Below are 21407 nucleotides of genomic sequence, written 5' to 3' on the forward strand. Positions count from 1 at the left end.
TCACGCAGCCTTCTTCGGAACGATATCGGTGGCCATCACTTCGCCGAAGGGCCCGGTCAGCGACTGCTCGCCGGGCTGGCGCCCCTTGCCCAGCAGGGGAAAGACCAGTTCCGCAAAGCGGTAGGATTCCTCCAGGTGCGGATAGCCGGAGAAGATGAAGGTCTCGATGCCCAGCTCCTGGTATTCGCGGATGCGCGCCGCCACGGTCTCCGGATCGCCCACCAGCGCCGTTCCCGCCCCGCCGCGCACCAGGCCCACGCCTGCCCACAGATTGGGGGACACCTCCAGCTTGTCGCGCCGCCCGCCGTGCAGGGCCGCCATGCGGCGCTGGCCTTCGGAGTCCATCTTGCCGAACGCCGCCTGTGCCTTGGCGATGACGTCGTCGTCCAGATGGCTGATCAGCTTTTCCGCCGCGCGCCAGGCTTCTTCATTGGTTTCGCGCACAATCACGTGCAGGCGGATGCCGAACTTGAGGCTGCGGCCACGCTGCGCGGCGCGGGCGCGGATGTCCGCCAGCTTCTCCGCCACCGCGGCAGGCGGCTCGCCCCAGGTGAGGTAGACGTCCATCTGTTCCGCCGCCAGCTCGTGCGCCGCTTCCGAGGAGCCGCCGAAGTAGAGAGGCGGGTATGGCTGCTGAACCGGCGGATACAGGGTCTTCGCCCCCTTCACCTGGATATGCTTGCCCTCGAAGTCGAAGCCTTCGGCCCCGCCCTCGCCCGACAGCGCACCGCGCCAGACGCGGATGAATTCATCCGATATCTCATAGCGTTTCGCGTGATCCGCAAACAGGCCGTCCGCTTCCAGCTCCTGCTGGTCGCCGCCTGTGACCACATTGATCAGGAGCCGGCCGTTGGAGAGGCGGTCGAAGGTGGAAGCCATGCGCACCGCCAGGCCCGGCGTGGAAAGCCCCGGGCGCACGGCCACCAGGAACTTCAGCTGCTTCGTGGCGTTGATGAGCGATGATGCGACAACCCAGGCGTCCTCGCAGGAGCGGCCTGTCGGCAGCAGCACGCCGTCGTAGCCCAGCGTGTCGGCGGCCACGGCCACCTGTTTCAGGTAGTCGGCATCCACGGCGCGGGCGCCTTGCGAGGTGCCGAGGTAGCGGCTGTCGCCGTGCGTGGGAATGAACCAGAAAATGTTGGGGGCCATGGCTGCTCCTAGAGCTTGTACGGCAGCACGGCGTCCTTCACCGCAATCGGCTTGGGAATCAGCTTCAGGCCCGCGAACGCATCGGCCAGTTTCTGCTGTTCCTGGATCACACCGGGCGACACAGGCTGTACGCCATAGGCGTAGCGCGCCGCCGCCAGTTCCACCACGCCGGTATCGAGCCCGGTCTGCGCCGAGAGGATGGCCGCCACCTCCTTCTGGTTCTTCAGCCCCCATTCGTCCACCTTGGCCAGCTCCTCGATCACGATGCGCACCAGGTCCGGATTCTTCTCCGCATAAGGACGCGAAGCCAGGTAGAACTGGTGGTTCGCGACCAGGCCTTTGCCATCCGCCAGCACGCGAGCCCCCAGCTGCTTCTCGGCGGCCGCAAGGAAGGGATCCCAGATGACCCAGGCATCCACCGCGCCGCGCTCGAAGGCTGCGCGTGCATCGGCGGGCGGCAGGAACACCGCCTGCACGTCCTTGTAAGCCACGCCAGCCTTTTCCAGCGCCTTCAGCAGGAGATAGTGGACATTCGAGCCCTTGTTCAGCGCGACCTTGCGCCCTTTCAGGTCGGCGACGCTGCGCAGCTTCGAATCCTTATGCACCAGGATCGCTTCGCTGGCAGGCGACGGCGGCTCATGCGCCACATACACAAGGTTGGCGCCCGCCGCCTGCGCGAAAACGGGCGGCGCCTCGCCCACAGTGCCGAAGTCGATGCTGCCCACATTCAGGCCTTCCAGCAGCACGGGCCCGGCGGGGAACTCCGTCCACTGCACCGTTACATTCTTTTCCGCCAGCCGCTTCTCCAGCGTGCCGCGCCCCTTCAGCAAAGTGAGGGTGCCGTATTTCTGGTAGCCGATGCGGATGACGGACTTTGCCTGCGCCTGGGCGCCTGCGGGCAGTGCGCCAGCCACGGCGCCGGCAAACAGAAGGCCCAGTGTGCGGCGGCGTGCCGCACGGCGATCGAAATGCGTTGTCATTGATTTTTCCTTATGCAGCGATGTTGTTGTAGCGATGATCCTGAAGGGCTTCCGACAGATGCGCGACGCCAGCCGCCACACGCGCCGCGAGCGGCGGCGCGATGGTGAGGCCATGGTCCTCGTTCCATTGCAGCTGGTGGGTGGTGGCGAAGATGCTCGGCAATACCTGGCGCGCATCCAGGGCATGGAGCACGGGCCGCAGTGCGTAGTCGAGTGCCAGCAAATGAGATTGGCTGCCGCCGGTGGCGATCGGCAGGACAACCTTCCCCGACAAGCCGTTTTGCGGCAACAGGTCGAGGAAAGCCTTCAAGACGCCAGCGTAAGCCGCCTTGTAGACCGGCGTTGCGATGATGACCGCATGGGCCGTCGCCACTGCTGCAAGCGCACGCTGGATCGCCGCATCGTCAACATCCGCCAGCATCAGTGCCTGGGCGGGCAGCTCGCGCACCCGGAGACTGGAGGTGCGGTGGCCGTGCGCCGCGAGGCGGTCGCCGATGTGTTGCAGCAGCCGGCCCGAGCTTGAGGGGGTAGCCGGACTGCCGCCGAGGAGGAGAATGCTCATGATGTGTGCGTCCTGTTTTTGCCTGCAATGGATACAGGCTAAGGCCGCACACGAAAAATCAGAACGAATTGTTTCGCACAACCATATCCGGATTCGTTCGAATGATTTTTCCGAATAAGTTAAGAGCTTATTTGCAGTCGTTGTGGATCTGCGCCTGTGTCACGTTGGAGCAGGGAGGCACGCTCTGCGTGAGCCATACGTTGCCGCCGATGGTGGAACCGGCGCCGATGGTGATGCGGCCCAGGATGGTGGCGCCCGCATAGATCACCACGTCGTCTTCCACGATGGGGTGGCGCGGCGTGCCCTTGATCAGCGCGCCCGACGCGTCGGCCGGGAAGCGCTTGGCGCCCAGCGTGACCTGCTGGTACAGGCGCACGCGCTCGCCGATGATGGCCGTTTCGCCGATCACCACGCCGGTGCCGTGGTCGATGAAGAAGCTGCCGCCGATCTGCGCCGCCGGGTGGATGTCGATGCCCGTCAGCGAATGGCTGATGTCGCAGATCATGCGCGCAATGAAGGGGGAGCCCAGCTGGTGCAGGCGGTGCGCAAGGCGGTAGTAGAGAATGGCGATGGTGCCCGGATAGCAGAGCATGATCTCCGCGATGGACGTCGCCGCCGGGTCGCCCGAATACGCTGCCTGCACGTCGGATACCAGCAGCGCGCGGATCTCCGGCAGGCTGGCCGCGAAGGACCGGGTGATGTCGTGGGCGCGCTGGGTGAGCATGGCCTCGTCCATGCCCTCTTCGCTGTCCGCGAACTGCAGGCCGCGCCGCACCTGTTCCGTGAGCCGGTTCAGGGTGGTGTTCAGCGTATCGCCGACGAAGTAGTCGATGCTCTCGTCAGTGAGGTTGGGCCGTCCGTAATGCGTGGGGAACAGCACGGCGGACAGGCCGTTGACGATGGTCGTCAGCGCTTCGCGCGACGGCAGCTCGCGGATGCGGCGCTGGTGGCGGATATTGTGCGTGGCCTCGCGCGAAACGCGCAGCTGGCGCACGACCTGGTCCAGATCCCAGTGCGCGGGCTTCACGCTGGTGCCGTCAAAGGTGTCGATGGTCATGGCGGTAATGAAAAGTGCAATAGTCCAGATTACTGAAACGGCCCTCCGAAACGAAGGACATTTTTCGTGCTTGGATATACGTTTTATGCATATTGAAAGCTTGACGTACAATACCGGGCCGCACAACGATACTCCATCCATGAATATTCTGCTGACCGTGCTCCTGGCCGGCCTGACGATGGTCGGGCCCCTGGCGATCGACACCTACCTGCCCTCCTTCCCCGCGATCGCGCAAACCTTCGATGCGAGCCCCCTGGCCATCCAGCAGACGCTGAGCCTTTTCCTCTTCACCTTCGCCTTCATGATGCTGTTCTACGGCACCCTGTCGGACACTTTCGGGCGCCGTCCCGTCATCCTGTGGTCGCTGGTGCTGTATGTGATCGCCTCGGTGGGCGGCGCGCTGGCCGGTTCGCTGGGCATGCTGATCGTCTGCCGCGTGCTGCAAGGCCTGGCCTCGGGCGCGGGCTCCGTGGTGGGCCGTGCCATCGTGCAGGACCGCTTCAGCGGCGCCGAGGCGCAGAAGATCCTCGCGCATATCATGATGGTGTTCGGCCTGGCGCCCGCCATTGCGCCCATCCTGGGCGGCTGGCTGCAGGTGTCCTTCGGCTGGCGCTCCATCTTCTGGTTCCTGACCCTGTTCGCCGTGGTGATGTTTGTGGCCGTCTACCGCTGGCTGCCCGAAAGCCTGCCGGTGGAGAACCGCCATCCCTTCCACTTCAAGACCATCGCGGGCAACTACCTGCGCGTGCTGCGCCACAAGCAGTTCCTGCTGCTCGCCGCCGCGCTGGGCATGGCCTTCGGCGGCTTCGCGCTGTATATCGGCTCGGCGGCCTACTTCATCATGAACATCCTGCACCTGCCGGAAACGGCTTTCGGCTGGCTGTTCATTCCGCTGGTCTCGGGCATGGTGGTGGGTTCGGCGATGTCCGGCAAGCTGGCGCACCGGTTCTCGCAGGTGCAGCTGGTGTGGATCAGCTATGCGGGCATGGCGCTGGCCGCAGGCGTGAATGTGGCCTATACCTGGATCTTCCCGGCGGAGGTGCCCTGGGCTGTGCTGACGCTGTTCTTCTATTCCCTGTCGCTCGCCATCGCCATGCCGCCGCTCACGCTGATCGCGATGAACCTGTTCCCGAACCACAGCGGCCTCGCGGCCTCGCTGCAGTCCTTCATCCAGATGACGTTATTCGCGCTGGTATCCGGCCTGGTGGCGCCCCTGCTCTTCGACAGCGCCTTCAAGCTGGCCTGCGGCGTGGCGGGCTGCCTGCTGGGGAGCCTGCTGGCCTGGATGCTCGCGCAGCCGAAAAACTGATCAGGGCCAGGGCGCGGGCGTCACGTCCAGATACTGGGGACCGCCCTGCTCCGGCTCGGGCGCCGGTTCCGGCTCCTGCCGCAGCTTCTGCGAGGGCGGCAGGCCGAGGCCGAGGATCTCCTTGCGGCCTTCGACGAAATCGGATGTGGTGAGGGGATGTTCCTTGTCCGGCCAGTTGGCAATGGCCCAGTTCTGCACTTCCTCGAAGCGGCGCCATACCTCGGCCACGAACTGGCGGCGGTCCTCATCGTTTGCCATACGTCCTCCCTTGCTGTTTTTGCTACTTTAACACCAGCTTTCAGACGGGTACGATCCGATAGGCACAGCGGCGGGCGCCGGAGAGGAGATGCTCGGTGCGCTCGACCTTGCAGCCGGGTCCCAGCACGCGCTGGAAAACGTCGAGCTCCGAGCGGCAGAACTTCTGGCACTCGCGGGCGGCAGCGCAGATGGGGCAATGGTTCTCCACCAGCAGCAGGCTGCCGTCGGGCTGCGCCTCCACCTCGGCCATATAGCCTTCCACCTCGCGCGCCATGGCCAGCGCTTCGACCTTGCCCGCCAGCGGCGCGCTGTCGCCCACGCTCTTGCGGTAGAACTCCTCGCTGGCCTGCTCGCGGGCGAGGATCAACTTCTCCATGCCTTCTTCGCCGAACAGGCTGCGTACCTGCGTGATCAGTTGCAGCGTGAGGTCGGCGTGGCGGTCCGGGAAGCGGGCATGGCCCGCGTCGGTCAGCAGCCAGCGCCGCGAGGGGCGGCCGACTTTCTCGGCCACGTCCTCGTAGCGCACCAGCCCTTTTTCTTCGGCCGCTTCGAGATGGCGGCGTGCGCCCATCGACGTGAGCTCCAGCATGTCCGCCAGCTGCTGCGCCGTTTTCGGGCCTCGCGTTTTCAGCAGGAAGAGAACCTGGTCGGCGGTATTCACGATGTCGCTCCTTTTGCGGAAAGGCATGCCAGCTCGCCGCGCCAGGCGGCAATGCGCCAGCCGGACCATGCGCACAATACAGCGCCCAGGCCCAGCACCAGGCGCGTGTCGGCCAGCGAGAGCAGCGCACCGGCCAAGGAAGTGAGGATGCTGGCGAGGCAGAAGGTGGTGGAGAGCAGGCCCATGACAGCGCCCTGCCCGTGCGCACTGAAGCGCTCCGCGGCCCAGCCCTGGACGATGGCATTGAAGAAGGCGTTGGGAATGCCGAAGAGCGCAATGGCAACGAGGCCGAACCACAGGTTCCCAAGCGCGACGCCTGCAACGGCGGCCGCCACGCCCCAGGCAAACCATGCGGCGCGCCGCAGCGGCTCATGCTCGCTGGGCCGGCCCGCGATCAGCGAGCTGCCCGTCATGATGCCGCACATGACCATATTGGCTGCCGCAATCGAAGGGGTATCGAAGCTGCCTACTTCCACCAGCCAGAGCGGATAATAGGAATAGAAGGCCGTCACCCCGCAGGAGACCGCGAGCTGCACGATGAAGAGCATGCGCAGCTCCGGGAAGCGCAGCAGGTTCAGGGCATGGCGCTGACGCGCCACCTGCCACAGCGAACTCGTATCGCTCGATGGCGCCTGTGGCGGCAGCGCCGCCATCACCAGCAGCGCGGCGAGCACCAGGGCCGCCACGGCCACCATGAAAGGCACGGTGATACCGAAGCCCAGCGTGGCGCCCGCGAGCAGCGGACCGGCCAGCCAGCCCGCATAGAAGGCGCCGTTCAGCCAGGAGAGCGCGCGCACCCGCAGCGGGCCTTCCAGCTTGTCCGCCAGCAGTGCGCGGGCCACCGAGCCGTTCCCTTCCATCAGACCCGTGCCGAATCGGGCGAGAATGAACAGCGGGTAGGAATGCATCACGAGCGCCACCGCCGTCAGGGCATGTCCCGCCGCGCCGCCGAAGGCCGTCGTCAGCAGCACTGGACGGCGGCCGTAACGGTCCGAGAGCGGCCCCAGCAAGGTCGCACCGATCAGCAGGCCAATGGGGTTGATGGTCAAGGCGATGCCGAACAGCAGCTTGGGCGGCAGGCCCAGGAAATTGTTCAGGCTGTTCGCGGCCTCGGCAGCGAACAGCGGCGGCAGGATCGGATACGGCAAGGAGGCGCCGACCGTGGAGAGCAGCGCCATGAGGCAAGCTGCGGCAATGAGCAGACTGTTTTTCATGTCTGCCACTATACTGCTGCCCCGACAATAAGTAAATATTTTTATTTACTTATCTATGCAAGCTCAGTCCGGCAGGAAGCGTTTGACGGTGGCCGCCCCTGCCTTGCGGGCCTGGTCCGAGCTTTCGGCAAGCAAGGCGCGGGCTGCCGCGCCCAGACCAGGGCCGCCAGCATGCCCGCGCAGGCGCTGCACCAGCCAGTATTCCGCGTGGGAGTGCGGCGCCTTGCGGCCAGCCTGCGCCGTCTGCGAAAAATGCTCGAACAGGGTTTGCGGATTCGGGGAGAGGACCAGCTCCGTGAGCTTGGCGCGGTATTCCAGCTCCGGCTGTTCAAGGGCAGGATAGTCCTCGTTGTCGGCAAAATGCTGGCCTTCGTGCGCCAGATAGCTGATGCGGAACTTGTCGCTGGCCGTATCGTAGCGTTCGGCGAGCGCATACAAGGTGCCGTTTGCCGTCCACCCGCCTGCGCCGAAGCGTTCGCAGCTCGCGTAGCTGAGCCAGCCCCGCGAGATGAAGCCATCCATCATCACCACCTTCACCTGCGCGGCGCGCTCGGGCAACTGCACGGCATATTCCTGCGAGGTATTGGAGCGCCACACCATGAGCTCATAGTAGGGATGCGTCACACCAGCCAGCGCGTGCAGACCCTGGCGCTCCAGCGTGGCCCGCGCCGCTTCGCTCGCCGCATCGAGGTCCTTCCATTCGCCCGGCACCAGCCTGCGCAGGTCGCCAAGCAGTGCCGCTTCCGCCTCGGTTTTCCCGGCCTGCCCCAGCAGCAGACTGTGCCAATAGCGGCGGTAAGCATTCAGGATGGGGCCTTCCGGTCCTGCGGTCTGTTCGGGGGGCTGGGCGAAACGCGCCTTCATGCATTGCGCGGCCACGGCGTCCTTGCCTTCGACGGGAGCTTGCAGGGCCGCCTTCACGTTGCCCTGGATCAGCTCGCGGCGGAAGGCGGCGCCGTCCGCATGGGCCAGCAATGGAAGCGATAAGAGGAGAGCGGTGAGGATTTTCATGCCGCCAGACTAGCACGGCATTTCTTCCCGTTATTGAACTTGCCGCGCTTTTTTGAATGCGCGTGGCGTGAGCCCGGTGGCCTGGCGCACGGCGCGCGTGAAGTGTGCCTGATCGGAGAAGCCGTGCCTTGCCGCGATCTCGGCGAGGGGCGCGTGGCCGATCTCTTCGAGCGCCGCTTCGATGCGCTGGCGGCGCGCATATTCGCCGATGCTTTGTCCCGTCCACTGGCGGAAGGCCTTCGCCAGATGGGAAGGATGCACTCCGGCTTCGCCCGCCAGCGCCGTCAACCCGTGGGCCGCAGAAGGCGCGGCATCGATGCCTTCGCGTACGCGCCGCAGCCAGGCCGGCACCGGTCCCTGGCGGCAGCGGTCGGCGTCGCCGGCCATGAGCTCGAAGAGTGCGGCGGCGATGCTGAAGGGATGCGGATTGGCCATGAGCTCGCGCTTCAGCCGCATCATGGCCGCGGGACCGGCGCTGCCCGGCGCGGCCGCGCGGTCCTGCAGCCAGTCGGACCAGGCTGCATTGTCGCGCCATGCGCCTTGCGGCGTGATGTTGAGGCAGCGTCCGCCGTCCGCGCCGAAGCTGTTGGCATGCTGTTCGCCTTCGGGATGGCCCAGCACGGCGCCCTCCTTCAGCTGCAATGTGCGGCTGCGGCTGATTTCAGAGTATGCGCCCGCGGTCACGATGCACATATAGGGCTGCTCGTGGCGGTGCAGCCCGATCTGCTCATGCGGCGCGTGCAGGTGTTCGCTGACCACCAGGTCGCCCAGCGAAAGTGTGAGCAGCGGCCTGCCGAAGTTCGAAGGCATGGCGCTCAGCGGCTGTTCTGCTGCACCCAGCCGAGGATGCTGTTGGTATCCATGGCGCCCGGCTGACGCGCGATCTCGCGGCCGTTGCGGAACAGGGCCAGGGTGGGGATGCTGCGGATGGCGTAGCGGGCGCCGATGTCCTGCGCCTCTTCGGTGTTGACCTTCACGACGCGGTAGCGCGGCTCCAGGCGCTGCGTGGCCTGCTCGTAGAAAGGCGCCATTGTGCGGCAGGGGCCGCACCACGGGGCCCAGAAGTCCACCAGCACGGGCAGGTCGCTGCGTTCGATATGCTTCAGGAAGCGCGCGCTCGACAGATCGGCGGGATGGCCGGTGAACAGCTGCCGCTTGCAGGCGCCGCAATTGGGGTCTTCGTCCAGCCTGGGCGCGGGCACGCGGTTGACGGCGTCGCAGTGCGGGCAGACGATGTGGAGGGATTCGCTCATGGTGTGTCCGTGTCCGTTTTTTCGTTCTTCACGATGCCGCGGATATTGGTCGCGGCAAGGCAGCAGTTTAATACGATCAGCGCCCAGGCGTCGTCCTGCCAGCCCCACACCACCCACAACACATTACTGATAAGAAAAACGACAAAGCCCGCGAGGCGCCGGTGCGCACTGCGCGAGCCTACCAGCCAGGCCGCCAGCAAGGAGGCAGCCATGGCTGGCCATTCCAGAAAACCGATGAACTCTTCCATGCGCTCCCCCGATTGACCTGCCGTCCAGTCTAGCAAGGCCAATCGTGCGGCAGCGCATGGCTCGCGGGGTCAGCCGGGCTGGTGCTGCTCCTTGCGCGGCGGCTGTTTGGACGCCGCACTCTGCGCCGCCTGAACGGACTGCTGGGCCATATCGGAAGCCTCGCCCATGGCCGCGCGGGCGTGGCGGGCCGCACTGTCCATAATGCTCTCGAGCGGATTGGCCATTTGGCGGATGGCGTCCTGCTGCTGGCGCAGCGTGCGTTCGGTTTCTTCGGAGGTGATGCGCGTGACCTCGTCCGTAAGTTCGCGCGCCGTGCGCGTCGTTTCCTCGGCATGGTCGCCCGTGACCTTGATGATACCGTTCTGGCTGTCCGCCGTGATGCGCGATAGCTGCTGCTGGTAAGCCCGCAGCCGCATGGCCACCGGCTGCGCCTGGGCGGCCGTGATGCTGAACAGTTCAGTGGGCCGGCTGACGCTCATCAGCGCCTGCCCGGTGGCGGAGCTGTCCTCGAACATGGTGTGGACGAACTGCAGCTGCAGCTCGCCATACTGCTGCGCCGTCTGCATCAGCGAGCGGGAAAGATCGTTGAAGAACGCCATTTGCGCCTGTAAGTGGTTTTTTGCGGCTGGCGTAACCGATTGAGGGAATGGGAACATGGAAGCCTCTGTTGTGTTTTGACTCCGCCGCGGGGATCGCGACGGAAACACAAGGCTAAGGGCTGCACGGCCCCGCACCATGATCTCGCTCAAACGTGCGGGTATGGACAATGCACCCGCCGCTGTCCGATTTGGCGGACGGGAAGAAGAGCTGCTGCCCGACGGGCTTGAAGGCGGCGATCTTCGCCTGGCCCTCGGGCGACGTGATCCACACGATCAGCTGCTTCGCGCCCTTGTAGTTCACGCCGGGATGCCGGGCCGGGTTCACGGCAATGATGCCGTAGGGGTTGAACATCTTCGGGTCCCCTTCCACCGCCACCACCAGGCCCGTCTTGGCCTGGTAGGCGCCGTACGTGGCGCGGTCGGTCAGCGTGTAGGCCTGCAGCTCGGCGGCCATGTTCAGCACCTCGCCCATGCCCAGGCCCGCCGACACGTAACGCGCCCCGGCGGGCTGCGTGCCCGCCTGCTTCCAGTAGCTCTTTTCCATGATGTCCGTACCTGAATTGTCGCCGCGCGATACGAACTTCGAGGTGCTGCCCGCGAGCTTGCGGAAGGCGGCGAGCACGTCGCGGCTGCCGCGGATCTCCGCCTGGTCGCCGGAGGGGCCGACAACGATGAAGTCGTTGTACATCACATCGCGACGGTCCACGCCCCAGCCTTCGGCCACGAACTTGTCCTCGGCGGCGCGGGCGTGCACCAGGGTCACGTCCACATCGCCGTTCTTCGCCAGCTCCAGCGCCTTGCCGGTGCCCACGGAGATCACCTGCACCTTGGCATTGGCTTTCGCCTCGAAGGCGGGCAGCAGATACGCCAGCAGGCCGGAGTTCTCGGTGCTGGTGGTGGTCGAGAGGCGGATGACCTGCTGGGCATAGGCGCTTCCCTGCAGGACCAGCAAGGCTGCCATCATCAGAACGTAACGCCGCATGTGCTGCTCCTTTCGCTCAACGGAACTCCAACCGTCCATCGCGCAGCTTCATGCGGCGCACGTCGGGGAGGTTGATGAGGTCCCGGTCATGGCAGGCCATGATGATGCTGCTGCCTGCCTTGACCAGGTCCGGAATGAGTGCGATGACCTGCTCGCGCGCCTCGCCGTCGAGGTTTGCGGTAGGTTCGTCCAGCAGCAGCAGGCGCGCCTGCAGAACGCGCGCCCGCGCCAGCGCCACGCGCTGCTTCTCGCCGCCGGACAAATGGGCCGGCTTGTGGCCGCGCAGGTGCCCTACCCCGGCCCACTCGACGGCTTCCCCGACCGCTTCGCGCACCGCTGCCTGCGGCATGCCGCGCGCCTTGAGGCCGTAGGCGATATTGTCCTCCACGCTCGTCGAGAACATGATGGGATGCTGGTGCACGTAGACGATGGCGTCGCGCATGGCGCGCGGGTAGGGCTTGAGCTGCATGTCCTCGCCCATGAAGCGCAGGCCTTCCGCTTCGGCCTGCGCCAGCCCGGCCAGGGCGCGCAGCAGCGTGCTCTTGCCCGCGCCGTTCACGCCGGTGAGCACATAGGCGGTGGCGGCATCGATGGAAAAGTCCTCCAGCGAGAACAGGAGCTGGCCGCCGTAGCGCTTGGCGAGATGGCGGAATGCGAGGAGCGTCATGTCCGCCCCTTCGCCGCGTGGGCGTCGCCCTGAAGCAGCATCATGGCGCCATTCATCGCCAGCGCGAGCGCGACCAGCACAATGCCGAGCGCGATGCCCTGGGCGAACTCGCCCTTGCTGGTCTCCAGCGCAATTGCCGTGGTGATGGTGCGCGTGTAGCCTGCGATATTCCCGCCTACCATCATGGCGCAGCCCACTTCCGAGATCACGCGGCCAAAGCCGCTGATGATGGCGGCCATGACGCCGAAGCGCACTTCGTACAGCAGCGTGGCCATGACGCGCAGCGGCGAGGCGCCGTGTGCGATGGCCGTTTCCGCGTAGCGCGGGTCCGCCGCCTGCACGGCCGCCAGCGTGAACGCCATCAGCACCGGCAGCGCGATGATCACCTGTCCCGCAACGATGCCGGACTGCGTGAACAGCCATTGCAGTCCGCCCATCGGTCCATGGCGCGACAGCAGGAGATAAAGCAGGAGTCCAATCAGGACGGTGGGCAGGGAGAGCGCAGCCTGCGCCAGCCAGATCACGAGGCGGCGGCCGGGGAACTGGTGCATGGCGATGGCGTAGCCGCCCGCCACGGCAAAGGGCGTGGCAATCAGCAGGCCGGCGATGCTGGTACTGAGAGAAATCCAGACGATATTCCAGAGCACGGGGTCTCCCGTGAACAGCAGGCGGAAAGCGGTGGCCACCGCGTCCATCAAGGACATCAGTGGGCCTCCTTCGGGGATATCGGCCTGCCTGTCAGTGGAAACACCCTGCCTCCGGTCTCAGTACTGTCGAGCGCCATCTTACCTTCAAATGGGCTGCAGCAGTTGTCCTCCACCGTAGCTGCCCTGCTCCGCGACCTCGCCGCCAGGCGTGACGCGCACCGCGCAGTACTTGAACTCGGGGATCTTGCCGAAGGGGTCGAGCGCCGGGTTGGTCAGCTTGTTCACGGCCGCCTCGTAATAGCAGAACGGCACGAAGACGGCGCCCGGCGGGGAGCTGTCGTCCGCCCTCGCATACAAGGCAACCTCTCCACGGCGCGAAGCGATGGTGATCACGCCGCCCGCCGCCACGCCGAGCTTGTCGAGGTCCAGCGGGTGCACCAGCGCGACCGGATCGGGCTCGATGGCGTCCAGCACGGCGGCGCGGCGGGTCATGCTGCCGGTGTGCCAATGCTCCAGCTGGCGCCCGGTGATCAGCACCATCGGGTATTCGGCATCCGGCCGTTCGTCGGCCGGAATGATATCGGCCGGTACAAAGCGCGCCTTGCCGGACTCGCGCGGGAAGGTCTCGGTGAACACGACCGGCGTTCCGGGCTGGTCCTCCGCCGGGCAGGGATACGTCACTGCGTGCTTGTGTTCCAGGCGCTGCCAGCTGATGCCCGCAATGCTCGGCATGAGCTGGCGCATCTCCTCGAACACCTCGGATACATGACCGTACCGCCAGTCCAGCCCCACGCGCTGGGCGATCTGCTGGATGATCCACAGGTCCTGCCGCGCATCGCCGGGCGGGTCGAGGGCCTGGCGGCCGATCTGCACCGTGCGGTCGGTATTGGTGAAGCTGCCGGTCTTTTCAGGGAAGGCGCTGGCTGGCAGCACCACGTCCGCCAGATAGGCGGTCTCGGTGAGGAAGATGTCCTGCACGACGAGATGGTCCAGCGCGGCCAGCGCCTCGCGCGCATGGCTCGCGTCGGGATCGGACATGGCGGGGTTCTCGCCCATGATGTACATGCCGCGCACCTTGCCCGCGATGATGGCGTCCATCACTTCCACCACGGTGAGGCCGGGCCGCTCGTCGAGAGACTCTGGCGGCACCTTCCAGGCCTGCGCGAAGCGCTGGCGCACCGCAGGCTCGCTCACACGCTGATAGTCCGGATACATCATCGGAATCAGGCCTGCATCGGAAGCGCCCTGCACATTGTTCTGGCCGCGCAGCGGGTGCAGGCCGGTGCCGGGGCGCCCGATCTGGCCCGTCATGAGCGCCAGGGCGATCAGGCAGCGCGCGTTGTCGGTGCCGTGCACGTGCTGCGAAATGCCCATACCCCACAGGATCATCGATCCTTTCGACTTCGCGTACAGCCGCGCCACATAGCGGATGGTATCGGCATCGATGCCGCAGACCGGCGCCATGAGTTCGGGGCTGTAGCCCTCCACATTGGCGCGCAGCTCCTCGTAGCCGATGGTGCGGCTCGCAATAAAGTCTTCATCCACCAGGCCCTCGTGCACGATCACATGCATCATGGCGTTGAGCAGCGCCACGTCGGTATCCGGCTTGAACTGGAGATAGCGGTGCGCATGGCGCGCCAGTTCCGAACGGCGCGGATCGCAGACGATGAGCTGCGTCCCCTGCCGCACGGCGTTCTTGATCCAGGTCGCCGCCACGGGATGGTTCACCGTGGGATTGGCGCCGATGACCAGCACCACCTCGGCCTGCATCACGTCCATCACGGGATTCGACACGGCGCCCGAGCCTATCCCTTCCAGCAGCGCCGCCACGGACGAGGCATGGCACAGCCGCGTGCAGTGATCGACGTTATTGCTGCCGAAGCCTGTGCGCACCAGCTTCTGGAACAGATAGGCTTCCTCGTTGCTGCCCTTGGCGGAGCCGAAGCCCGCCAGCGCGCCCCGCCCGTGGGTATCGCGCAGCTGCGCCAGTTTGCCGCCCGCCAGCGCCAGCGCCTCTTCCCATGTCGCCTCGCGGAAGACGTCGGACACGCGCTCCGGATCCATGGTGAAGTCGCCGGACTTTGGAGCGTCCGCACGGCGGATAAGCGGCTTGGTCAGGCGCTGGGGGTGGTGGGCATAATCGAAACCGTAGCGTCCTTTGACGCACAGGCGTCCATGGTTGGCCGGGCCGTCGCGTCCCTCCACATACTGGATGCGGTTGTTGCTGACGTTGTAGGTGAGCTGGCAGCCCACGCCGCAATAGGGACAGACCGAATCCACGCGCTTTTCCGGCACTGGCAGCGCGGCGCCGCGCGCGGGCATCAGCGCTCCGGTCGGGCAGGCCTGCACGCATTCGCCGCAGGCCACGCAGGTGGAGGCGCCCATCGGGTCGGCCATGTCGAAGACGATGCTGGCGCGGTCGCCACGGAAGGCCAGGCCGATCACATCGTTCGCCTGCTCGTCGCGGCAGGCCCTGACGCAGCGCGTGCACTGGATGCAGGCGTCCAGGTTCACGGCGATCGCGGCGTGCGACAGGTCGGCCTGCGGCTGGGTGCGTGGCGCGAAGCGGGGCTTGCCCACCTCCAGCTTCGCAGCCCATTCGTCCACCTCGTTATGGCGGGTGTAGTCCGTTTCCGGCATGTCGGAGAGCAGCAGCTCCAGCACCATTTTCTGCGCGCTGAGCGCGCGCGGGCTGTCCGTCGCCACTTTCATGCCTTCGGCCGGGTAGCGGCAGCAGGACGGCGCCAGCACCCGCTCGCCGTCGATCTCCACCATGCACGCGCGGCAATTTCCAGCCACGTCCACGCCGTCCTTGTAGCAGAGATGGGGAATCTCCACGCCCTCGCGGCGCGCGGCCTGTAACACGGTCTCGCCAGGCGCCGCCTCCACGCTGCGGCCATTCAGTTCGAAGCGTACGCTCATGCCGACACCTCGTGCGGGAAGTAGCGCAGCACGCAGTCGACGGGGTTCGGCGCAGCCTGTCCCAGCCCGCAGATCGAGGCGTCGCGCATCACCTGCGACAGTTCGGCCAGCAGCCCCGCATCCCACTTCGGCTGCGCAATGAGCTCGGCCGCCTTGGCCGTGCCCACGCGGCAGGGAGTGCACTGGCCGCAGGACTCGTCGCGGAAGAAGTTCATCGTATTGCGCGCCGCGGCCACGGCGCTGTCATGGTCCGACAGCACCACAATGGCGGCCGAACCGATGAAGCAGCCGTAAGGCTGCAAGGTATCGAAGTCCAGGGGAATGCCGCTCATCGACGCGGGAAGAATGCCGCCCGAAGCGCCTCCCGGAAGATAGGCGTAGAACGCATGCCCGTCCTGCATGCCGCCGCAGTACTCGTCGATCAGCTCCTGGATTGTGATGCCCGCAGGGGCCAGTTTCACGCCCGGCGATTTCACGCGGCCGGAAACCGAGAAGGAGCGCAGGCCCTTGCGGCCGTTGCGTCCCTGGGCAGCAAACCATTCGGCGCCCTTCTCTATAATCTCGGGCACCCAGTAGAGCGTTTCGAAGTTGTGTTCCAGCGTGGGCCGTCCGAACAGGCCCACCTGCGCTACGTATGGCGGGCGTAGGCGCGGCATACCGCGCTTGCCCTCGATGGACTCGATCATGGCCGATTCCTCGCCGCAGATATATGCTCCGGCGCCGCGCCGCAGATGGATGCGCGGCAGCGTTGGCACGGGAGGCCGGGCGGCCAGCTGCGCCAGCGCCTCCGTGAGGAGCTTGCGGCAGTCGTGGTACTCGTCGCGCAGATAGATGTAGATTTCGTCGATGCCCACGGCCCAGGCGGCGACGAGCATGCCTTCGATGAAACGGTGCGGATCGCGCTCCAGGTAGTAGCGGTCCTTGAAGGTGCCCGGTTCGCCCTCGTCGATATTCACGGCCATCAGGCGCGGACCGGGCTCGTTGCGCACAATGCGCCACTTGCGCCCTGCCGGGAAGCCTGCGCCGCCGAGGCCGCGCAGGCCGGAGTGTTCGAGTTCCGCGATCAGCGAATCGGAGGTATGCACGCCTGCGTAACAGGCGCGCAGCAGCGCGTAATCCCAACCCTCCGGGGTCTGTCCCCGAACGGGGACAGACCCCTCAACTATTTCCTTCACCGCATCGCAGCTCGCATGGCCAAGCGCCGCCTGTCCAACAAGTGCAGCTGGCGCCTGCTCGCAGCGGCCGATGCACGGCGCCGCCAGCACGCGAACCTCGCGCCCAAGAATCGCAGGCAGGCGCTCGAGCAGTTCTACCGCGCCAGCCATTTCGCAGGACAATCCCGCGCAAACGCGCACAGTCAATGCGGGCGGAGCCTCGCCGCCTTCCTTCACGATGTCGAAATGATGGTAGAAGCTGGCCACCTCGAAGACCTCGGCCTGGGCCAGGCGCATCTCCTGCGCCAGTGCGGCGAGATGGGCCGAGGACAGGCAGCCGTAGCGGTCCTGGATCAGGTGCAGATGCTCGATCAGGAGATCGCGCTGGCGCGAGGCGCTGCCCAGCAAGGCCTGCACTTCAGCCAGCGCAACGGGATCGACGCGCCGGCCTTTGGGCGCCTGCCGCTTGCGTTCGCGGCTCGGCCCCTGCACGGCTATTGGAATTACCGGATGGTTCAATTGCTGCCTCATCTGAATTTGCACTGCATGCCGGTCCGGCAAAATGCTATTTTGTGCAATATTCAGCTTCGCAGCAAGAGGCTAATCGGTCCGGCCCGCGACGCCGTTCCTGCTATCGGTCCAGACCACGTCGTTATCCACCGAATACAGTCGGCAGGGCTCCTTGCTTGCGGACTGGCAGGCCGCCAGGGCGCGCGCATCGGGCGACTCGCCCTCCTCCGCCCAGCCCCAGGCGCCGCTGGACGACACCGCAAAGGCGCGCGGCAGCTCGCGCTTCAGGAAATCGCGGTACTGCTCGCGTCCACGCTCGGGCAGGAAAGGCACGGCGGCCACATCGTCGATCTTCGCGTAGTTGCTGGGCGGCTGGGCGGGCGGCTCGGCCAGGGCATAGACCTCGCGTGTCGGCATGCCCACCCTGGCCAGGAAGCGCTCGACTTCCGGCACCCAGATCTGCTGGCCGTCGCGGCTGCCCAGCATCGTGTGCGCATCGTTCTTGAAGGCGCCGTAGGCCACCAGCTGGGCCTTGCCGCCGTTGTTGCGGAAAGCCTGGTACATGCGGCTTACGAGCTCGGGGCCGAAGTAGCTGTCGTTCGCGCCATACATCCACAGGCTGTCGATCTTGTTGTTGCGGCCATACTCGCCGAAGGCATCCACCAGCGCCTTCTGCCAGTCGCAGCTACCGCCATGCATCTTCAGGCCGCCCGCGAAATTCATGATGCCGCGCACACCCGGCAGCTCGCGGGTGCTGAGCGCCACGCTGGCCAGGCCGCCGTAGGACTGGCCGGCGATGACGATATGTTCAGGATCGATCCATGGCTGCTGGCGTGCGTAGTCCACCACGTCCGCGATATCGCTGGCCTGGGTGTAGCCGTTGGCGGTCATATTGCAGCCATAGTCCACGTAACGGCCGGTGGACTGTGCGAAACCGGTGCGCATGGGCACCATGACGGCATAGCCGCGGCGCACGAACTGGCTGGCCATGTACACGAAACGGTCGCGCGTCTGCAGCTTCGGGTTGCCGGGCGCCTTGCCGTGATTGATGATCAACAGCGGGAAAGGCCCGGCTCCGGATGGCTTGTACAAGGTGGTTTCGAGCGCCACGGCGCGGCCTGCGCCCGCGGGAACGGAAATGACCTGCTCATTCAGGCGCGCGTCGAGGGGCAGCTGCTGCGCTTGGGCGGCGGGCGCCAGCAGGCTGCCGAGAATGGCAGCCAGGGCAAGCTGGCGGGCACAATGGAGGACGGTAAAAATGATACGCTCCGGAACTGTTTGCGTGAGGCAATGTCCCGATTCTGGTATCGATACCCGTCAATTGCAATCCCAAAACATTAATGCTGGTAAATTTTTAATGGCTGAGTTCGGGTCAGCTGTTGCGTTTTTGCTTGCCGATGGTGAGCCAGGCGCTGAGGGCGCTTAGCAGCGCCAGTGCGGCGGAGAGCCACATCACCCAGCGGAAGCCGGTCACGAATGCGCTTTTCACCGCTGCTTCGGCCTTGGCGCGCTCGGCCTTCGGCAGGCTTTCCGGCAGGGCTATCGCTGCGAGGCGGCTGCGCTGCTGTTCCACTTCGGCCCGCGTGCCGCCCGCCACTTCGCGCTTGGCCATCTCGTCTGTCAGCTGCCGGTTGAAGCCTGCCTGCATGGCGATGCCGAGCACAGCAATGGCCAGCAGCGCGGCGGCGCGCGATACGGCGTTGTTGATGCCGGACGCAGCACCCGCCTGGCTGGCCTGCACCGCATTCATTACCGTCGTCGTCAGCGGCGCCACGGCAATGGTCATGCCGATGCCCAGCACCAGCACCGCCGGAAAGAAGGTGGTCCAGTAGCTGCCGCCGATGCCCGGCACCGCGAACAGGGCGAAGCCCCCAGCAGCGATGGCCGGACCGATCACGAGCGGGAGCCGGGCGCCGAAGCGGTCGCTCAGGCCGCCCGTGAAGCGGGAGAAGAGGAACATGACAATCGTGAACGGCAGCAGCGCCGCTCCTGCCGCTGTCACAGAGTAGCCCTGCACCTGGATCAGGTTCAGCGGGAAAAAGAAGAGGCTGCCGCCCAGCGCACCGTACAGGAAGAGCGTGAGCAGGTTGGCGCCGGTGAAATCCAGGGAGCGGAAGAGGCCCAGCGGAAGCATCGGCGCCGGGTGCCGCTTTTCGTAGCGGATGAAGACCGCCAGCGCCGCCACGCCGCCCAGCGTGGCCCCAAGCACCTGCGCGTCGCGCCAGCCGCGCAGCGGCAGCTCGATGAGGCCGTACACCAGCGCCCCCAGCCCGAAGCTGGCCAGCAGCGCGCCGATCCAGTCCAGCCCGGGCGGCGCCTCCGGGTCGCGGCTTTCGGGGACGTGGCGCAGCGTGAGCCAGACCACCAGCGCCGCCATCGGAATGTTGACGAGGAAGGCGTAGCGCCAGGAGAGCTGCTGCACGAGGAAGCCGCCCGCCACCGGCCCGAGCGCCCCCGTGATCGCCGTGTAGCCGGACCAGGTGCCGATGGCCTTGCCCCGCCTTTTTTCCTCGAACGAGGCGCTGATGATGGCGAGGCTGCCCGGTACCAGCAGCGCCGCGCCCACGCCCTGCACCGCCCGCGCCGCCACCAGCTGGGCGATGGTCATGCTGAGGCCGCACGCGAGGGAGGCTGCGCCGAACAGCACCACCCCGATCAGGAAGATACGCCGCCGTCCGAAGCGGTCTCCCGCCGCCCCGCCCACCAGAAGCAGCGCCGCCAGCAGGAACGCATAGGATTCCACCACCCACTGCACGGCCACCACGTCCGCATGAAAGGCTTCCTGCAGCGCGGGCAGGATCACATTCACGATCGTGCCGTCGATGAAGGCCATGCTGGAGCCGAGGATCGTTGCCGCCAGCAGCCAGCGTTCCGATCCGGGTTTGCAGGGCGCCGCCGCCGCGCCGGAACGCAGCACGCCTTCGGCGCATGGCAGGGCTTGGGACATGGCGGACCTCCCTTTTCTTGGCGAACGGACAAGTCTGGCATAAATTTCCTGGCGCTGCCGTGCAGTTCGCACTACACTGTAGTTACTTTCCACAAGGAAATTCGCCATGAGCTCCACCACTGCCCTCAGCACCGGCCTTTCCAGCCTGCAGTCCAACCAGCGCGCGCTGGATGTGGAGGCGCACAACGTCGCCAACGCGAACACGCAGAATTTCCAGCCCCAGCAGGCGAAGTTCACCGAGGCGGCGCCCGCTGGCACGGGCGTAACGCTGTCGGTGGAAGGCCGCGAGCGTGCGGCTGATGTGGCTGGCGCTCCGAGCGGCACCGATCTGGCCGATTCGCTGACCAAGTCCCTGGTTTACGGCACCGGCGCCCAGTTTGCGGCCGAACTCATCAAGGCCGAGGACCAGCGGCTCGGCACCCTGCTCGACACGAAGGCTTAGTTCACGCCCATCAGCAGGCCCTCGATGGTGTGGCCCTGCTCGATCGTTTCCAGCCTGTCCACCACGCGGCAATGGATATGCCGCCGCGTTTCCTCGTCCAGGCTTTCGTAGTAGCTCCGGCTCAGCTGCAGGTCGTGCTTGTCCGCGTTGCTGCCGTCCGGCGCATCCACGCCCAGCACGAAAACGGGACGCGATTTCTGCGAGAGGTTGGCCGTGCCGCGGTGAATGGTGAGCGCCGAGCGCGCGGAAATGTCGCCCATGCTGGCGAGCTTGCGCTGTTTGCGCGCCTCGTAGCGCGCGTGCATTGACGCAGGCGGAAACATGGGATGCGCGCCTTCCCAGGTATCCCACTGGGTGCCGGGCGCGATCTCGAACGGTCCCATGTCCTCGCTCACGTCCACGGTGGTGATGTTGAAGGCGAGAGAATTCAGGCGGCGGCCGGTCACGGTCTGCGGCGGCGCGGGAAAGTCGCGGTGCCAGGGCTGCAGCATGGCGCCCGGTCCCGGCACGTCGAAGCCCGCTTCCACCACCTTGTAGTCCGGCCCCAGCACGGCGGCGCAGACGGCGCGCACCCAGGGGTGGCTGACGATATCGCGGAAGCCGCGCAGGCGCTCAGGGTGGATCTCCACGTAGTAGCGGTTCGGCCCCCGCTCCAGCGCACCGCCCGGCCGGGCCCGCGCCTCCTCGAACAGCACGGCGATGTCTTCGCCCAGCTGCGCCACCCATTCCCGGCTGAATGCTCCCTTCATGGCGATGAAGCCATCGCCGTACAGGCCGCCCATGATGGCGGCCGTGTCGAACTGTTCCATCTTGCCTTGCCTCCTTCGGCACAGT

Annotated in this window: 22 protein-coding genes; 2 read left to right on the forward strand and 20 right to left on the reverse strand. The window is 66.2% G+C overall.

The window, feature by feature from the left end; translation table 11 throughout:
* The 4 genes from ssuD to epsC all read right to left on the reverse strand — a co-directional run bounded on the left by ssuD (position 1) and on the right by epsC (position 3748).
* Complete coding sequence (gene ssuD / locus LSQ66_RS11310) at positions 1-1149, reverse strand: FMNH2-dependent alkanesulfonate monooxygenase (protein WP_231769875.1); 1149 nt, start codon at positions 1147-1149, stop codon at positions 1-3.
* A gap of 8 nt (positions 1150-1157) precedes the next feature.
* The gene (locus LSQ66_RS11315; protein ID WP_231769876.1) at positions 1158-2129 is read right to left on the reverse strand and encodes a sulfonate ABC transporter substrate-binding protein; all 972 of its coding nucleotides are present in this window, start codon (positions 2127-2129) and stop codon (positions 1158-1160) included.
* Between the two features lie 10 nt (positions 2130-2139).
* Entirely contained in the window at positions 2140-2691 is a 552-nt protein-coding gene (gene ssuE, locus LSQ66_RS11320; protein WP_231769877.1) for an NADPH-dependent FMN reductase, read from the reverse strand.
* Positions 2692-2818: 127 nt separating this feature from the next.
* Positions 2819-3748: a serine O-acetyltransferase EpsC gene (gene epsC / locus LSQ66_RS11325; protein ID WP_231769878.1), complete on the reverse strand. Its 930-nt coding sequence runs from the start codon at positions 3746-3748 to the stop codon at positions 2819-2821.
* Positions 3749-3887: 139 nt separating this feature from the next.
* Here epsC and LSQ66_RS11330 point away from each other — a divergent pair, with 139 nt between their 5' ends.
* Positions 3888-5057: a multidrug effflux MFS transporter gene (locus LSQ66_RS11330; RefSeq protein WP_231769879.1), complete on the forward strand. Its 1170-nt coding sequence runs from the start codon at positions 3888-3890 to the stop codon at positions 5055-5057.
* Here the strand turns inward: LSQ66_RS11330 and LSQ66_RS11335 are convergent, their stop codons facing one another.
* From LSQ66_RS11335 to LSQ66_RS11405, 15 genes are all read right to left on the reverse strand, one after another.
* Positions 5058-5315, reverse strand: coding sequence for a hypothetical protein (locus LSQ66_RS11335; RefSeq protein ID WP_231769880.1), 258 nt, complete (start codon positions 5313-5315; stop codon positions 5058-5060).
* A gap of 40 nt (positions 5316-5355) precedes the next feature.
* Positions 5356-5976 carry a helix-turn-helix transcriptional regulator gene (locus LSQ66_RS11340; RefSeq protein WP_231769881.1) on the reverse strand — a complete coding sequence of 207 codons (621 nt, stop codon included), beginning with the start codon at positions 5974-5976 and terminating at the stop codon, positions 5356-5358.
* Positions 5973-7190 (reverse strand): MFS transporter, encoded by a 1218-nt coding sequence (locus LSQ66_RS11345; RefSeq protein WP_231769882.1) that lies wholly within the window; start codon positions 7188-7190, stop codon positions 5973-5975. Before LSQ66_RS11345 ends, LSQ66_RS11340 begins: the two co-directional genes overlap by 4 nt.
* A gap of 63 nt (positions 7191-7253) precedes the next feature.
* Positions 7254-8201 carry a hypothetical protein gene (locus LSQ66_RS11350; protein ID WP_231769883.1) on the reverse strand — a complete coding sequence of 316 codons (948 nt, stop codon included), beginning with the start codon at positions 8199-8201 and terminating at the stop codon, positions 7254-7256.
* Between the two features lie 30 nt (positions 8202-8231).
* Positions 8232-9011, reverse strand: coding sequence for a helix-turn-helix transcriptional regulator (locus LSQ66_RS11355; RefSeq protein WP_231769884.1), 780 nt, complete (start codon positions 9009-9011; stop codon positions 8232-8234).
* 5 nt (positions 9012-9016) lie between these two features.
* Entirely contained in the window at positions 9017-9454 is a 438-nt protein-coding gene (gene trxC, locus LSQ66_RS11360; protein WP_231769885.1) for a thioredoxin TrxC, read from the reverse strand.
* A complete protein-coding gene (locus LSQ66_RS11365; protein ID WP_231769886.1) occupies positions 9451-9702 on the reverse strand; it encodes a hypothetical protein in 252 nt (83 codons plus the stop codon). Before LSQ66_RS11365 ends, trxC begins: the two co-directional genes overlap by 4 nt.
* Before the next feature lie 69 nt (positions 9703-9771).
* The gene (locus tag LSQ66_RS11370) at positions 9772-10302 is read right to left on the reverse strand and encodes a phasin family protein (RefSeq protein ID WP_231769887.1); all 531 of its coding nucleotides are present in this window, start codon (positions 10300-10302) and stop codon (positions 9772-9774) included.
* Positions 10303-10414: 112 nt separating this feature from the next.
* On the reverse strand, positions 10415-11284 hold the full coding sequence (locus LSQ66_RS11375; RefSeq protein WP_231769888.1) for a substrate-binding domain-containing protein: 870 nt from the start codon (positions 11282-11284) through the stop codon (positions 10415-10417).
* Between the two features lie 16 nt (positions 11285-11300).
* On the reverse strand, positions 11301-11951 hold the full coding sequence (locus LSQ66_RS11380) for an energy-coupling factor ABC transporter ATP-binding protein (RefSeq protein ID WP_231769889.1): 651 nt from the start codon (positions 11949-11951) through the stop codon (positions 11301-11303).
* Positions 11948-12655, reverse strand: a complete 708-nt coding sequence (locus tag LSQ66_RS11385; RefSeq protein ID WP_231769890.1) for an ABC transporter permease — start codon at positions 12653-12655, stop codon at positions 11948-11950. Before LSQ66_RS11385 ends, LSQ66_RS11380 begins: the two co-directional genes overlap by 4 nt.
* Positions 12656-12742: 87 nt before the next feature.
* The gene (gene fdhF / locus LSQ66_RS11390) at positions 12743-15520 is read right to left on the reverse strand and encodes a formate dehydrogenase subunit alpha (RefSeq protein ID WP_231769891.1); all 2778 of its coding nucleotides are present in this window, start codon (positions 15518-15520) and stop codon (positions 12743-12745) included.
* Positions 15517-17193 carry an NADH-ubiquinone oxidoreductase-F iron-sulfur binding region domain-containing protein gene (locus tag LSQ66_RS11395; protein WP_231769892.1) on the reverse strand — a complete coding sequence of 559 codons (1677 nt, stop codon included), beginning with the start codon at positions 17191-17193 and terminating at the stop codon, positions 15517-15519. Before LSQ66_RS11395 ends, fdhF begins: the two co-directional genes overlap by 4 nt.
* Before the next feature lie 81 nt (positions 17194-17274).
* Positions 17275-18294: an alpha/beta hydrolase family protein gene (locus tag LSQ66_RS11400; protein WP_231769893.1), complete on the reverse strand. Its 1020-nt coding sequence runs from the start codon at positions 18292-18294 to the stop codon at positions 17275-17277.
* Positions 18295-18556: 262 nt separating this feature from the next.
* Positions 18557-20131, reverse strand: coding sequence for an MFS transporter (locus tag LSQ66_RS11405; protein WP_231769894.1), 1575 nt, complete (start codon positions 20129-20131; stop codon positions 18557-18559).
* 106 nt (positions 20132-20237) lie between these two features.
* Between LSQ66_RS11405 and LSQ66_RS11410 the strand changes: the two genes are divergently transcribed.
* Complete coding sequence (locus LSQ66_RS11410; RefSeq protein WP_231769895.1) at positions 20238-20573, forward strand: flagellar basal body protein; 336 nt, start codon at positions 20238-20240, stop codon at positions 20571-20573.
* Here LSQ66_RS11410 and LSQ66_RS11415 read toward each other — a convergent pair.
* Positions 20570-21382 (reverse strand): phytanoyl-CoA dioxygenase family protein, encoded by an 813-nt coding sequence (locus tag LSQ66_RS11415; protein WP_231769896.1) that lies wholly within the window; start codon positions 21380-21382, stop codon positions 20570-20572. The genes LSQ66_RS11410 and LSQ66_RS11415 overlap by 4 nt on opposite strands.
* Positions 21383-21407 lie beyond the last annotated feature (25 nt).

Origin of the sequence: Massilia endophytica, assembly GCF_021165955.1 — a bacterium.
GTDB lineage: Bacteria > Pseudomonadota > Gammaproteobacteria > Burkholderiales > Burkholderiaceae_D > Rugamonas > Rugamonas endophytica.